This window comes from Streptomyces sp. NPDC002513 (genome assembly GCF_053595355.1).
In genome coordinates, this window is the sequence record NZ_JBSFXK010000051.1 from 1 (window position 1) to 12,783 (window position 12,783).

14 protein-coding genes are annotated in these 12,783 nt (G+C 72.0%); 5 read left to right on the plus strand and 9 right to left on the minus strand.

Annotated features, from left to right (window positions below):
* The first annotated feature begins 92 nt into the window (after positions 1–92).
* Positions 93–653 carry a hypothetical protein gene (locus tag ACWD5Q_RS26955; protein ID WP_451429676.1) on the plus strand — a complete coding sequence of 187 codons (561 nt, stop codon included), beginning with the start codon at positions 93–95 and terminating at the stop codon, positions 651–653.
* A 157-nt stretch (positions 654–810) separates the two neighbouring features.
* On the opposite strand, the gene ACWD5Q_RS26960 is transcribed toward ACWD5Q_RS26955, so the two are convergent.
* Positions 811–1,212 (minus strand): N-acetyltransferase family protein, encoded by a 402-nt coding sequence (locus ACWD5Q_RS26960; protein WP_451429677.1) that lies wholly within the window; start codon positions 1,210–1,212, stop codon positions 811–813.
* A 455-nt stretch (positions 1,213–1,667) separates the two neighbouring features.
* On the opposite strand from ACWD5Q_RS26960, the gene ACWD5Q_RS26965 reads away from it, so the two are divergent.
* The gene (locus ACWD5Q_RS26965; RefSeq protein WP_451429632.1) at positions 1,668–2,519 is read left to right on the plus strand and encodes an NmrA/HSCARG family protein; all 852 of its coding nucleotides are present in this window, start codon (positions 1,668–1,670) and stop codon (positions 2,517–2,519) included.
* Positions 2,520–2,853: 334 nt separating this feature from the next.
* Here the strand turns inward: ACWD5Q_RS26965 and lexA are convergent, their stop codons facing one another.
* On the minus strand, positions 2,854–3,525 hold the full coding sequence (lexA, locus tag ACWD5Q_RS26970) for a transcriptional repressor LexA (RefSeq protein ID WP_451429633.1): 672 nt from the start codon (positions 3,523–3,525) through the stop codon (positions 2,854–2,856).
* Positions 3,526–3,622: 97 nt separating this feature from the next.
* Positions 3,623–3,835, minus strand: coding sequence for a hypothetical protein (locus tag ACWD5Q_RS26975; protein ID WP_451429634.1), 213 nt, complete (start codon positions 3,833–3,835; stop codon positions 3,623–3,625).
* 394 nt (positions 3,836–4,229) lie between these two features.
* Between ACWD5Q_RS26975 and ACWD5Q_RS26980 the strand changes: the two genes are divergently transcribed.
* Positions 4,230–5,129: an aminoglycoside phosphotransferase family protein gene (locus tag ACWD5Q_RS26980; RefSeq protein ID WP_451429635.1), complete on the plus strand. Its 900-nt coding sequence runs from the start codon at positions 4,230–4,232 to the stop codon at positions 5,127–5,129.
* Positions 5,130–5,222: 93 nt separating this feature from the next.
* Here the strand turns inward: ACWD5Q_RS26980 and ACWD5Q_RS26985 are convergent, their stop codons facing one another.
* Positions 5,223–5,654 carry a MarR family winged helix-turn-helix transcriptional regulator gene (locus tag ACWD5Q_RS26985; RefSeq protein ID WP_451429636.1) on the minus strand — a complete coding sequence of 144 codons (432 nt, stop codon included), beginning with the start codon at positions 5,652–5,654 and terminating at the stop codon, positions 5,223–5,225.
* 181 nt (positions 5,655–5,835) lie between these two features.
* Between ACWD5Q_RS26985 and ACWD5Q_RS26990 the strand changes: the two genes are divergently transcribed.
* Positions 5,836–6,675, plus strand: coding sequence for an SDR family oxidoreductase (locus ACWD5Q_RS26990; protein ID WP_451429637.1), 840 nt, complete (start codon positions 5,836–5,838; stop codon positions 6,673–6,675).
* Positions 6,676–6,786: 111 nt separating this feature from the next.
* Here the strand turns inward: ACWD5Q_RS26990 and ACWD5Q_RS26995 are convergent, their stop codons facing one another.
* From ACWD5Q_RS26995 to ACWD5Q_RS27010, 4 genes are all read right to left on the minus strand, one after another.
* Positions 6,787–7,623: a maleylpyruvate isomerase family mycothiol-dependent enzyme gene (locus ACWD5Q_RS26995; RefSeq protein WP_451429638.1), complete on the minus strand. Its 837-nt coding sequence runs from the start codon at positions 7,621–7,623 to the stop codon at positions 6,787–6,789.
* Positions 7,624–7,859: 236 nt separating this feature from the next.
* Positions 7,860–8,441 carry a hypothetical protein gene (locus ACWD5Q_RS27000; RefSeq protein ID WP_451429639.1) on the minus strand — a complete coding sequence of 194 codons (582 nt, stop codon included), beginning with the start codon at positions 8,439–8,441 and terminating at the stop codon, positions 7,860–7,862.
* Positions 8,438–9,535, minus strand: coding sequence for a helix-turn-helix domain-containing protein (locus tag ACWD5Q_RS27005; RefSeq protein WP_451429640.1), 1,098 nt, complete (start codon positions 9,533–9,535; stop codon positions 8,438–8,440). Before ACWD5Q_RS27005 ends, ACWD5Q_RS27000 begins: the two co-directional genes overlap by 4 nt.
* A gap of 177 nt (positions 9,536–9,712) precedes the next feature.
* A complete protein-coding gene (locus ACWD5Q_RS27010) occupies positions 9,713–9,991 on the minus strand; it encodes a hypothetical protein (protein WP_451429641.1) in 279 nt (92 codons plus the stop codon).
* A gap of 377 nt (positions 9,992–10,368) precedes the next feature.
* On the opposite strand from ACWD5Q_RS27010, the gene ACWD5Q_RS27015 reads away from it, so the two are divergent.
* Positions 10,369–10,653: a hypothetical protein gene (locus tag ACWD5Q_RS27015; protein ID WP_451429642.1), complete on the plus strand. Its 285-nt coding sequence runs from the start codon at positions 10,369–10,371 to the stop codon at positions 10,651–10,653.
* Positions 10,654–10,720: 67 nt separating this feature from the next.
* Here the strand turns inward: ACWD5Q_RS27015 and ACWD5Q_RS27020 are convergent, their stop codons facing one another.
* Positions 10,721–12,637 (minus strand): glycoside hydrolase family 5 protein, encoded by a 1,917-nt coding sequence (locus ACWD5Q_RS27020; RefSeq protein ID WP_451429643.1) that lies wholly within the window; start codon positions 12,635–12,637, stop codon positions 10,721–10,723.
* Between the last annotated feature and the right edge of the window lie 146 nt (positions 12,638–12,783).

A 12,783-nucleotide genomic window follows, 5' to 3' on the forward strand; every position in this document is an offset into this window, starting at 1 on the left:
GCGAACACCACGGCAAAAAGCACCACGACGAGGACGGCGACGCCCGGGAGGAGTCCCAGGGCGGGCCCGAGGCCGACAGCGACGCCCCGGCCCTGAGCGGCGCCGAGGACAACGAGTCCGAGCGCGCCGAACACGGCGAGCACGGCGAGCACGGCGCCCGCGAGCACCAGGAGGCCGAGAAGGCGCCCACCGGCGGCGTCAAGGCCGGCGGCGGGTTCCTGGCCCTGACCAGGGACCACCAAGGCGACAAGCACGAAGGCAAGCACGAGGGCAAGCACGACGAGAAGAGCGAGGACGCCCAGGGCGGACCCCAGGAAGACGAGCAGGGTGGCGGCCCCCAGGAGGACCCGCAGGCCGGCGGACCCCAGGAAGACCCGCAGGCCGGCGGACCCGAGGAGGACCCGCAGGCCGCCGGCGACGCCGCCACCGGTGGCTCCGAGGGCAGCGAGTCCGACCACGCCGAACACGGCGCCCGCGAGCACCAGGAGGCCAAGAAGGCGCCCACGGGCGGTGTCCACGCCGGCGGCGGTGCCCTCACCCAGGGCACCAGCGGCAGCGGTCTGGCCGCAGGATCGATCCTGCTGCTCGGCGGCCTCGGGGCGGGCGCCTACATGCTGCGCCGCCGCAACGCCTCCGGCACGACGGGAGCCTGACCGGCTCACCGCTCACCGGCAGCCGTACGGCCGCGGCCGCTGTCGCCCCACGACGAGCGACAGCGGCCGCGGCCTCCGCATGCCGGGTGGTGGCCCGTACAGGTTCGTCAGCGTCGCCGATCAGTACAGCCGCCGGACGGCCCCGTTTCGGTTCGGTTCACCGGGCGCGGTCTGGTGCCCAACGCAGGGTCATGTCGGGGAGTTTTTCCATGTTCCCCCGGCCGTCGCTGGTGGCGAGGACGCGGAAGCCGTGGTGCTCGTAGAACGCGCGAGCCTCGGTGTTCTGCTGAAAGACATGCAGGGACACCCCGTCGGGACTGTGCCGTCTGACCTCGTCGAGCAGCACCGTGCCGATGCCCCGTCGGCGTACGTCCGGCCGGAGATAGAGATGCTCGAGCATGTCGCCCTCAAGGGCGGCATAGCCGACGATCTCCATCTCCCGCACGGCCACCCACACCCGGCACGTCTTCAGAACCACGTCCTCGATCCATCGGGTGACCTGCTGGTGATCGCGTCTCTGCGGAGGCAGATACGGCATGGCCGCCGCACGAGAGGTCATGTGCACGCGTGCGACCACCGCCGCGTCCGCGGCAGTCGCCAACCGGATCCCGTCGCTGTCCTCGTCACTCACGGTGGGGAATGTACAAGGCATCCAGCTCTCGATCGAGCGAAATTCGACGTCGCTCGACGTCGCTCGGCGTCCGGCCGGCGCGCACGGCGAGCGGTCGGGCGACGGGCGTTCGCTCCAGCCCACGCACACCACTGTGACGTGCGGACTCGGCGCGCCGCCGTCCCGTATGGCCACAGCGACGACTTGAGGGGAGCCACGACGCATCGCACCGCTCCCGGTTTCGGTGGAGTCCGGCGATGGCGGCGGCAGGGAGCGTGAGTGCGTCGTCGAGGTCCACGCGTGCCGGGTACCGGTGAAGTGCTGCCGGTGGGTCGCGGTAGGGATAGCGTTGCGTACGCTGATGATCGATCGTCACGCTTCCCGGCGAGGAGAGGAGTTCCACGGTGGTCGATGAGCCGATTCTGGTGCTTGCGGCAACGGGCGGGCAGGGCAGGGCTGTGACCGACGCCCTGTTGGCCCGCGGGACACGGGTCCGAGCGCTGGTGCGGGACCCCGGCCGGCGGGCCGCACGCGACTTGGCCCACCAGGGCGTCGAGGTCGTGGCGGGCTCTCTGAACGATCCCGAGTCGCTTGCTGCGGCGATGACCGGGGTGGCGGGAGTGTTCGCGTTCACCACTCCCTTCGAGGCCGGCGTGGAGGCCGAGGTGGCCCAGGGCCGGGCGATCCTGGCCGCCGCGCAGCAGGCGCGCGTACCGCATCTCGTGTTCAGCTCGGTGGCCGGAGCCGACCAGAACAGCGGGGTACCGCATTTCGAGAGCAAGGCGCGCATCGAAGCCGAGCTGACCTCGAGCGATCTGTCGTACACGATTCTGGGGCCGACGTATTTCTACGACAACGCCCTGGGCGAGGCGGAGCTCATCCTCGACGGGGTGATCGAACTGCCGTTGCCGCCCGATCGGCCCTTGCAGCAGCTCTCCCGGCCCGACCTCGGTGCGTTCGCGGCCGAGGTGCTGCTCAACCCCGGCGCGTACGTGGGGCAGCGTATCGAACTGGCCAGCGACGCGCCCACGCCCGTGGAGATGGCGGCCACGCTGAGCAAGGTGCTGGGACGCAGGGTCCGCTATGAGGAGGTGCCGCTGGCGGCGATCGGGAATCCGGACATGCACGCGATGTGGACGTTCCTGAACGGGCCGGGCTATCGCGTCGACGTCGCCGCTCTGCGCAACGCCCATCCGCAGATCCGCTGGACGAGCTTCGCCGACTGGGTCGAGGGCACGTTCGTCGGCGCCCGCTGACACCGCCGGGACGGGGGCTCGGTCCGGCCGCCCGGGCGGGTTCCGCGGCTGCGGCCCCGCCTGGCCTCGGCGGTATGCGCCAAGCGGCATTCCGCAGCATGCCGTGAAGGCCCGGCTGAACGCGGCGGCATCGCAGAAACCGGCGCGGATCGCGGCGACGCTCCAGTCGGCCGACAAGCGGGCGGTGCGGTCGGCTCGGCAGCGCTCCAGCCGCTGTTCGCGGATGAATCCCCCCACTGCCGTGCTGTCCTCCCGGAACAGATACGGCAAGGCGCGCAGCGCGATGTGGTGAGCGGCGGCCGGGGAGAGGGCCGGTGGAGGGGGGCGGACTCGGTCAGAGGGCGCGCAGGACTCCCACGACCTTGCCGAGGATCTTCGCCTGGCCGCCGGGGATCGGCTCGTACGCCCGGTTGCGGGGCATGAGCCACACCTGACCGTCCTGCCGACGCAGCTGTTTGACGGTGGCCTCGTCCTCAAGGAGGGCGGCGACGATGTCACCGTGGTCCGCGCTGTCCTGCCGACGGACCGTGACGACGTCACCGTCACAGATCGCCGCCTCGATCATGCTGTCCCCGGACACGGTCAGGGCGAACAGGTCGCCGTCGCCGACCAGTTGGCGCGGCAATGTGTAGACGTCCTCGACCATCTCCTGCGCGAGCAGAGGCGCGCCTGCGGCGATCCGGCCGACGAGCGGCACCTCCACCGCGGTGTTCGGGCCGCAGTCCAGGTCGGGGGCCCATGCGGAGCGTACGCGGTAGGCGCGCGGCCGGTTGGGATCGCGGTACAGGACTCCCTTGCGTTCCAGGGACATCAGCTGATGCGCGACGGAGGAGGTGCTCGCGAGGTGCACCGCCTGGCCGATCTCCCGCATCGACGGCGGGTAGCCCTGCCGCTTGACCGTGTCGGAGATGAACCGGACGATGTCCTGCTGACGGCCGGTCAGCCCACCCTCGACCGTCCGGACGCCGGGCGGCCGCCCTCGGCGTGCCGGCTCGCTGTTCTCCATTCCGGGTACCTCCGTACAAGATCTCGCAGAGCGCGACCTTATCCCGCCGACCCCGGCAAATGGAACACTCTTTCTCCTTCGGTCGCTTTTGTCCGCTTCACTCCTCGACAGCGTCGTCCGCGGCGGTCGGGAGGTCGTTGTGCCCCTCGCTCCAGTGGTTGACCCATCCGCACACCCCGCAGGCGTACCGGCCGTTCACCCCGGAAACCTCGCTGCCGCACTTGCGGCACTGCGTCTGGGTGATCTCCTGAGAGGCCAGGAACTCCACCGCCGGCACCGGGGGCTCGGGCACGGTCTGCTTCCGTTTCATGAGGCGGACCCTACCCGCGCGATGGCACCGCCCCTGACGCCCCCGGCGCCACCGTCGGACGGGCCCGCATCCGGCCCGACTCCGCACTCCCCCACGCGCGCGTACTGCCGCGCCGTGCCCCTCGCCGGGTACGGCGCCCGCAACCGGCAGGGGCTCACCGGGACGGCGGCATCCGAGTCGCCGTAGCCAGATGCTCCGTGCATGCTGGAAGCAGGTGGAGCGCCCCGCCCCGTCACAGGTGAGCAGGGACCCATACGGCGGCCGACTCACCGCGCCCCTGGAGTCGGCCGCCGTGTCATGGGCCTACGGCCCGGGTCGGCGCCGGCCTCAACGTGCCCCGCCTCACCGAAAAGCGTTTGCCGCCCGCCGCCGTCCGGCGATCGGATGACGCCCCATGAGTACAGAGCGGTTGCACCCGGGCCAGTACCCCGTCGACGACGACCTCGTACGGCGCCTGATCGCCGGGCAGTTCCCGCGGTGGGCGGGGCTGGCGGTGGAGCGGTTTCCGTCGGGGGGCACGGTCAACGCCATGTACCGGCTGGGCGACGGCATGGTCGTACGGCTGCCGCTGGTCGAGAGCGGAGTCCAGGACGTGTCGATGGAGCAGGAGTGGCTGCCCCGCCTCGCACCCCTGCTGCCCCGGCCCGTCCCTGAGGTGCTCGGGGCCGGGGAGCCCGGCGAGGGGTATCCGTGGCCGTGGTCGGTGTACCGGTGGCTGACGGGGCGGAATCCCGAGCCGGACACACTGGACGAGCCCGTACTGCTCGCCAAGGATCTGGCCGAGTTCGTGGCGGCGCTGCGGAGCGTCACTCTGCCGGGAGCGCCGAAGGCCTACCGCGGTGGGCCGGTCGCCTCGCTCGATACGGCGACCCGGGCGGCGATCGAGGAACTGCGCCGGATCCCGCAGGAGGGCGTCGACTGCGATGCCGCGGCCGCCGTATGGGAGGACGCGCTGGGGGCGCCGGGCTGGGACGAGCCGCCGGTGTGGCTGCACGCCGATCTGATGCCGGGCAATCTGCTCGTGGACGGTGGCAGGCTGACCTCGGTGATCGACTTCGGCTGCATGGGGGTGGGCGATCCGGCCTGCGATCTGTTCCCGGCGTGGAATCTGCTGCCGGCCAAGGCGCGGGAGGTCTTCCGTGACGCGCTCGGCGTGGACGACGCGACCTGGATCCGCGGCCGGGCACGGACGCTCTCGCAGGCGCTGATCGCGCTGCCGTACTACCGGAGGACGAACCAGGCGATGGCGCACAACGCCCGGCACGTGATCCGGACGGTGCTGGGCGAGGACTGAGGAGTACGTGACCGGTGCGGGGAGCGCGCCACACGGAACAACCCCACGTCGTCGATGCGGAAAGCCGGGGGAGAGAGCCGTGCGCCGCGGGGGTCAGTCGCCGGGGCGCTGGGAATCGACCATCAGCCGGAGCAGGTCCCGCAGGCCGCGCCGCTGGTCCCCGTCGAGGGCGGCCAGTGGATCGCTCGCGAAGCGGAGGCGGGCGCGGACGTCCTGGGCGGCGGCCAGGCCGGCCTCGGTGGCGGCGATGCGTTTGATCCGCCGGTCGGCCGGGTCGGGAACGCGTTCGACGAGGCCGCGGCTCTGGAGTCGGTCCACCATCCCGGTGAGGTTGGACGGGTCGGCGCCCACGCGCTCGGCGATCCTCCGCATGGGAAGCGGCTCGTCCAACGCCAGCAGCACCTTGACCTGCTGCGGTGTGAGGCCGTGGTGGGCCGAGGCGGTCTCGTACTCACGGCCGTAGCGGGCGGTGATCTTGGCGAAGAGGCTGACCACCTCTGCGGTGAGCGGGTCGGGGGCGTCCATGACCGCAGTCTAGGCCAGCTTTTCAGCCACCACCATGGTTGACAAATATGGTGGTGCTCTATAACTATATAGGCCCAGTGCATGGGTACCGGCCCCTGTCTGGAGCGCTCTCGTCCGGCACCCTCTCACCGTGGCTCTCCCCCGGGGCGCCTCACCCCAGCACACCCGCAGAAAGGCAGCCATGTCCGCCAAAGTCGTCCTGATCACCGGCACCTCCTCCGGGATCGGCCTGGAAACCGCCATAGCCGCCGCCCGCGCCGGATGGACCACCGTCGCCACCCTTCGCAATCCGGACCGGGCCGGCGCACTGCGCGACGCGGCCGACCGGGCCGGAGTCACACTCGACATCCGACAGCTCGACGTCACCGACCCGGCCTCGGTGAACGCCGCGATCGAGGGCATCCTCGCCGACCACGGACGGCTCGACGCACTGATCAACAACGCCGGTGCCGGCCATGTGGGCACCATCGAGAACGAGACGGTCGAGGACGTACGCCGGGTCATGGAGGTCAACTTCTTCGGCGTCGTGGCGGCCACCAAGGCCGCCCTGCCGCACCTGCGCGCCTCCGGCGGCAGGCTGATCACCGTCAGCTCGGTCGGCGGGATCGTCGGCCAGCCCTTCAACGAGGCGTACTGCGCGGCCAAGTTCGCGGTCGAGGGCTTCATGGAGAGCCTCGCCCCGGTGGTGGGCAGGCTCGGCGTGGCGGTCTCCGTCGTCGAACCCGGGGCCGTGGCCACCGAGTTCGTCACCAACGTCGGCCTCGACCCGGAGCAGTTGATCGCCGCCGCGGGCGAGTACGCGGAGCCGCTGCGGAACTATGTCGCCCGCACCCTGGGGCAGTTCGCCAACGCCGCACAGACCCCGGAGCAGGTTGCCGCCACCGTGATCGACACGCTCACCGCCGAGCGGCCCCCGTTCCGGCTGCAGACCTCCGAGTGGGCGCGCGCCTTCACCGGCACCAAGCTCGCCGACAACGACGGCTCGGCCGTTCTCGCGCTCACGGACGGGTATCTGGCCTGACAGCGGGCGCTGAGGCGCAGGCACCCGCCCTTCCGGAGCGGGAGCACGGGGCCGCGATGCGGGTCCGGGCACCGTACGGACACCGTCGCTGACGCGGGGCCGCTGTACGCATCACGGTGCCGTGAAGAGCGTCGGAAAGCGCGGTGCGAGCCAGGGCTTGCGCCCCCAGGCGAGCACCCGGCCGCGCGCCATGGCCCGCCACGGGTCGCAGCGGCCCAAGGCGATGAGCAGGAACGTGACCGGCTCCGTGAGGATGGTGCAGTCCGGACGGTCCGGCGGCGCGGACGTCACGTCCACGGCGCCGTCGGTGAAGGTGACGCCGAACTCCGGCCCGCCCCGCACGCGGAGCCGGTAGCGGACCGTGACCCCGGCTGCGGCGGTGGCGTCGGCGACTCGCGGCATGGCGGTCAGCAGGAAGGGCATGCACAGTCCGGCCCGAGCGCGGTCGATCATGTGCGGTCGGCCGAGCGCGCGGGCCAGGTCGTAGCCGTGGCCCAGCATGTGGGTCAGCAGGTATGAGGCGAGAACGGACCGGTCCATCGGTCCCAGCGGCGTGACCGGCGTCCGGTCGGCGGTCTGGTCCGCCGTGGCCCGGGCGACGGCCTCGAGGAAGCCGTCCGCCTGTGCCACGATCATCGCCGCCAGCGGCTGCGCCCCGCGCTCCCCGAACGCGGCCAGCGACCGCGCGTTGGCCGCGGCCAGGCTCTGCGGCGTGCCGTCCCCGTACGGGCGTGCGCGGCCCGCCGCGAGGTCGGCCATCAACGCGTTGGCCAGCGCGAGATGAGCCGCCGCCTCGCCCACGGTCCATTCCGAGCCGGGCACGGGTACGGTCGTGTCGGCCGCCGCTCGCAACACCGTCGCGATGTCCGCGGCGGTCTCGTGGATCGCCTGTCCGAGCCCGTCGGGCAGGGTCGTCCCGCCGTCCGCTGCCCGCGTCCCCGCTGCCATGCCACCCACTCCCTCGTCGGCGCGCCACGCCCGTGGGCCGGGCCTGCCATGCCTGTCACGTTCCAGCGGGAAACCCAACCAGGCAGGAGTGGCCGGTGACAATGGCTCGGACGACATCAACCGGCCACGGACTTGGCGACTCAATCTCTCGGTCACTCGAAGAGCCCTGGCGGGGGCGTCCGGTCGGCAGGCGCCAGGTCTCCCCGACCGGCCAGGAGGACGCGTGGGCCCTCTGCTCACCGGGCTCTTCCCGCGGAGGGAGCGTCGCGCGGCCCGGTGATGGCCGGGGGCAGATCCCGTGGTGGATCGGGGCGCAGATGCCGGGCGGCCCTGCGGCAGGCGGGGGACGCGGAGCAGACCAGAAAGCGGATCTTGCTCGGCTCCAGGCCCATGGTCTCGGCGGCGGCCGTGCTGCTGTGCTCCAGCAGGCAGTGCAGCACGAGGGCGTCGTACTGCGGTGCCGGGCAGGTGTCGAGGGGGGTGGGCAGGGGGCGTCGGGCCCGGATCCGGGCGCTCAGCAGGGTCCAGGCGCGGGCGGCGGGATTGGGATGGCTGACGATGTGCGGCCAGCGGACCGCCAGTTCCCCGAGGATGCCGCGGACGAAGCTGTGTGCCTCGTCGTCCGGCAGGTGAACGCGCGCGTAGTCGAGGTAGTGGTCGCGGTGCAGAGCGCAGAACGCCTCGAAGGCGGGAGGCAACGCGGGGGTGAGCGGGGCCTGTTGGCGGGGCGGGTCGATGTGTGCGTACGGGGGCGGACAGGGGAGGCGGGGGCGGGCTGCCGGTGTGCGGACCGGTTTCCTGAGGGTGTGTGGAGTCATCCGAAGACCTCGGCGGGTGGACGGAGGGCGAGCGGGTCGGGGGGCCCGGCCGCCGCGGCGCGTGCGGCGTTCCACAACGGCCGGAGCGGTGGGGCTTCGGCGCCCAGGGCACGGGCCAGTTCCTCGACGTCCTCCCAGGCGGGCAGCGTGCTGCCGCTGAGCATGCCGACCACGGCCCAAGGGCTCAGGCCGCTGCGTGCGCCGAGGTCGGCCGTGGCGGGCCGCGCGGCGGACAGGTGCAGTCCGCGCAGGGCCGCGTGCAGGCTGCCGCGTTGATTCGGTGTCTGTCCGCGGGCGGCCGCCCACAGGGGCTGGATCTCCGCCGGGTCTCCCCCGCAGGCCAGGGTGAGCGCGCGCGTGACCTTCCAGGAAGGGCAGCGTTCGCCGCTGAGGACCCGGGAGACGTAGGAGGCGGATATATGGGTGTCGTCGGCGAGCCGACGGAAGGACTTGGCACTCACGCGCTGTAGCTGGGACAGGGCGCGAGCGAGGACTGCGGCCGGCCCCGCGGGATGCCGGTCCGGCTCCCGGGCCCGGAAGGGTGTGGCGCCGCCCGGCCCGCCCGGGGGCCGGCGCTGGCGCGGGATGCGGATGACGGGCGCCGAGGCGGCGGCCTCCGGTTCCGTGGGTCGGGCCGGACCGCTGCGGGGGCGCTGCTGACGGTTGGCCATCCTCCGGCGGACGGCTTCGGAGGAGAGTTTCCGGGTGAGTTGCTCGGGGGGCAGGCTCAGCGCACGGGCGATCTCCGCGTTCTTCTCCCGCTGGTCGCGGGCCTGTTGCACCAGCGCGGCCTTCAGGTCCTCCAGGTCGCGTTCCAGGGTGTGCAGCAGGTTCAGGCCGGCCAGCGGATGGCGCGTTCGGGTCAGTCGGCGCAGGTGTTCGACGCCGCGCGCCAGATCGTCGGCGACCTCGTCGGCGAAGTGATCGTGGGCGACCGCGTCCGGGGTCGGGTGCTTCTCACGCGCCCGGCGGTAGGCGCGGCCGCAGACGTCGTTGCAGTAGTGGCGCGGCCTGCCGGAGCCGCCGCTGCGGTCAATGGGTTTGCCGCAGTCGGGGTTGAGACAGTTGGCGGGTCCTGGGTCCTTGGGCGTCATGGGATCGGGCATCCTTTGCGGGCAGGTGCTGCCGGGGCTGGGTCGCGGAAACTGAGAGTTTCGGCAGAAGCCGTCAGCCGAACTCGGGCCGGCTCCGCGGGTGGGTGATCGGCGCGCCGCCGGTCGGGCGGCCGCCGCCCGGGCCGTTGGAGCGTCCCGGGGGCGGCCGCCCGATCGTCAGGCGAGGCGAAGCCGCCGGTAGCGCAGGTGTGAGCGACGGGTTGCGGCCAGCAGCATGCAGACCGCCGCTGCGGCGAGTTCGTACACCTCGGGCCGCAGGACCAGCACGATGCCCAGGACCGGGGCGGCGACGAACGCCCCTACCTGCATGTTGACTTCCCTGTCACGCAGGTCGCGGGTTTCAACCGCGGCCGCGTGCGGGATGTTACGGTCGAACCGCTCCGACCGGCTCCGCTCGAGTGGCCGGCCGAAGCCGTTGTTTCGGTTGGGGGGCATGTCAGTCATCTCCTCGATCGTTGAACAGAGTTGAGTCGGGCCCCGGTCTGGTATCCCGCCGTGCCGGGGCCCGCTCGTATGTGTGGGGACGCTACCTGCTCACTCAAACGAATGCCTACCGCTACGGTGCGTAAATGGCATGATTGCGGTTACCGGCGCGTACGACCACCCAGACCGGACAAGTTCTGTCGCATCTCGGGCAATACCGGTCCCGAGTGCCATCGTGGCGGGCAGGCTCCTCGCTACGGCATCACAACGAGCCGAGGACACGGCCGCCTCGCACACCTCACATGCTGTAATCGCCCGCTCGACGGCCCACGGCGAGCGCCACGAGCGCCGAGCGGTGTGCAGAACCTCCCGGTCTCGGGGCAGGCGGTGTGTCGTCAACCCACAACGGACTGGTCCATGACCTGCTCTCGGCACGCGGGATGACCGCGGCTCAGGCCGCACTCGCCCGCCCGCTCGTCGACCGCTCGTTCACGGTCGCCCCGCTCATCAGGGCGGGGTTCGCGCCCGGGCCGCGCGAGCGGGCCCACGCGGTACGCCGTCTACTGCCGCCTGTGGCCCTCTCTTGCCGTCCGCCACGGCACGCGGGTGCCCGACCGGCCCTCGCCGGTGCGTCCCTCGACCGGCTCGACGGACCGGCCGAAGGGGCGGACTGATCCGTGCACACCGGGGGGATACCGCCGTCGCGGTATCCCCGTCACCGGCGCCCCGGCGTCCCGGCCTTCAGGACAGCTTGCGGCACAGCAGGGCGGCAGGGCCCGCCGTACTGCCCAGGCGTGTGGTGAAGGCGATCCCGGCGGCGTACTCGTCGTCGGCGCACTGGCCCTTGTAGTCGCCGTAGGCGAAGTCGCCGCCTGCGGCGTCGGCGGGGCGATTGTCGGACCGGTCGAACCACACGGTCCGTCCCGCGGTGCCCAGTTGCCCCCGGGCGGGAACGCAGAGGGCCGCCGACACCCGGCCGCCACGGTGGCTGTAGCCGATGAGGAAGTCGCCGGTGGGGCACTGGAGTTTGGTGTAACCCGAGGCCCAGTCGCCGCCCTGCGGGACGTAACGTTCGTCGGTGACGACCGTCTGGGCGTCGCCCGCCGCGCGCAGATCACCGGCGGTGATGTCGGTGCACAGTGCGCGGCCCGCCGTGTGGCCGAGGCCGGTCAGCCGCAGGCCGTCGGGACAGGCCGCCTTGGCGGCGCCCGAGTCCCAGTCGCCGGTGGCACGCACGCGAAGCGACTGGATCCGGTCGCCGTGGTCGGTGGCGAGCATGCGCCAGGAGGGCACCTCCGCCACGGGCCCGGTGCGTGTGGGCGCGGTCATGAGGTGGTTCCACGCGGTGCTGCGCCAGTCGGACTGGTCGAGGATGCCGTATCGGTGACCCGCCGTGTCATAGCGCAGTAGCGACCAGTCGTCGTGGCCCTCCCAGCCGACCAGTGGCCAGTAGGCGAAGTCGGTGTCGTGGTCGGCGAAGAAGTCGGTGATGTTGCCGAACCAGGCTCGGGCGGCGGTGCCCGTCTCACCGGCTCCGATGCCGAACTCGCTGATCCACAGCGGTGCGGTGAAGTGCCGGCCGCCCTCCTCGGACACGAAGAAGGCCTCGTCGGTCAGGGCCTGGTACAGCTGGTCGCGGGTGAGGTCCTGGTAGCGGGGGTCGTGCGTCTCCCCGAGGCCGGTGGCGCCGCTGTGGTGGGGGCCGGTGTAGCCGTAGAAGTGGGCGGAGTAGACCAGCTTGTGGGTGGCCACGAGGGTGTGCGAGAGCGTGCGCGCGGGGGTGAGGGCGGGGCGGCCGTGCGGCAGCCCGTCGACGGGCACGCCGGTCCAGTTGATCCCCTCGATGACGATGAGGAGGTTGGGGTTGCCCTCGGTGAGGATGCGGTCCGCGGCGAGTTGGGCGGCGGCGTACCAGTCGTGGTCGTCGCCCAGGCCCCAGTTGGGGTCGTCCATGATGTCACGCCGTACCTCGTTGTAGAGGTCGGCTCCCACCACGCGCGGGTCGGAGGCGTAGCGGCGCGCCATGAAGACCCAGTCGTCGGCCCACTGCTGGGTGGACTGCCGGCTGTTCCACCGCTCGTTGCCGTCGATGCCGCAGCACCATCGGGAGGTGTTGGTGTGGTTGTTGAGGATGACCGCGAAGCCGTCGCCGGTGAGCGCGGCGACTACGGCGTCGTAGACCTGCAGCGGTGTCCTGCCCCGCAGCTGCGGGTTGGCGGTGACGGCGGCGTCCGGCACGGGAGTCGTCGTGTGGATCATCTCGTTGGAGAACGGCAGCCGGATGCTGTTGATCCCGAGGGCGTGGAAGTCGGCGAGCAGCTTGGGCAGCGCGACGCGGTCCAGGCCGAGGGGAATGCCGTAGGAGTCCTGGCCGGCGTGGTGGTTGGCAGGGTCGTCGATGCTGCCGCTGCCCGTCCAGGACCCCTGCGCGCCGTCCCAGTTGGCCGACCTCAGCCGGAAGCGGTTGCCCGCGGCGTCGACGATGTACCGGCCGCGGGTGGACAACGGTGGTTGCCAGGTGTCGGCCGCGGGGACGGTGGCGACAGTGGTCCGGGGCGAGGACTCCGGGGCGGCGGCGACCGCTCCGGGCGCCGTGGTCAGCAGGAGGAGGACCGCGGCCACTCCTGTCAGGTACTGGACAAGTCTGATGGTCGGCATTCGGCCCTCTGCGAGTGAGCGGTGGTGCGCGGATGGGGGGTGGCGCGGCCGGCGGTCGCCGCAGTGCGTCAAGCCCTGCGGCGGATCCCCGCGAGGCGGCCGGACTCGGCCGTCGACGGGCAACGGCCGTCAGTGTACGAAGGAAC

What these genes read in the sequence shown, in the direction of transcription:
- ACWD5Q_RS26960 (WP_451429677.1), bottom strand. Translation starts at nt 1,212, where the DNA reads ATGACCTCTCGTGCGGCGGCCATGCCGTATCTGCCTCCGCAGAGACGC.
- lexA (WP_451429633.1), bottom strand. Translation starts at nt 3,525, where the DNA reads ATGGAGAACAGCGAGCCGGCACGCCGAGGGCGGCCGCCCGGCGTCCGG.
- ACWD5Q_RS26975 (WP_451429634.1), bottom strand. Translation starts at nt 3,835, where the DNA reads ATGAAACGGAAGCAGACCGTGCCCGAGCCCCCGGTGCCGGCGGTGGAG.
- ACWD5Q_RS26980 (WP_451429635.1), top strand. Translation starts at nt 4,230, where the DNA reads ATGAGTACAGAGCGGTTGCACCCGGGCCAGTACCCCGTCGACGACGAC.
- ACWD5Q_RS26985 (WP_451429636.1), bottom strand. Translation starts at nt 5,654, where the DNA reads ATGGACGCCCCCGACCCGCTCACCGCAGAGGTGGTCAGCCTCTTCGCC.
- ACWD5Q_RS26990 (WP_451429637.1), top strand. Translation starts at nt 5,836, where the DNA reads ATGTCCGCCAAAGTCGTCCTGATCACCGGCACCTCCTCCGGGATCGGC.
- ACWD5Q_RS26995 (WP_451429638.1), bottom strand. Translation starts at nt 7,623, where the DNA reads ATGGCAGCGGGGACGCGGGCAGCGGACGGCGGGACGACCCTGCCCGAC.
- ACWD5Q_RS27000 (WP_451429639.1), bottom strand. Translation starts at nt 8,441, where the DNA reads ATGACTCCACACACCCTCAGGAAACCGGTCCGCACACCGGCAGCCCGC.
- ACWD5Q_RS27005 (WP_451429640.1), bottom strand. Translation starts at nt 9,535, where the DNA reads ATGACGCCCAAGGACCCAGGACCCGCCAACTGTCTCAACCCCGACTGC.
- ACWD5Q_RS27010 (WP_451429641.1), bottom strand. Translation starts at nt 9,991, where the DNA reads ATGCCCCCCAACCGAAACAACGGCTTCGGCCGGCCACTCGAGCGGAGC.
- ACWD5Q_RS27020 (WP_451429643.1), bottom strand. Translation starts at nt 12,637, where the DNA reads ATGCCGACCATCAGACTTGTCCAGTACCTGACAGGAGTGGCCGCGGTC.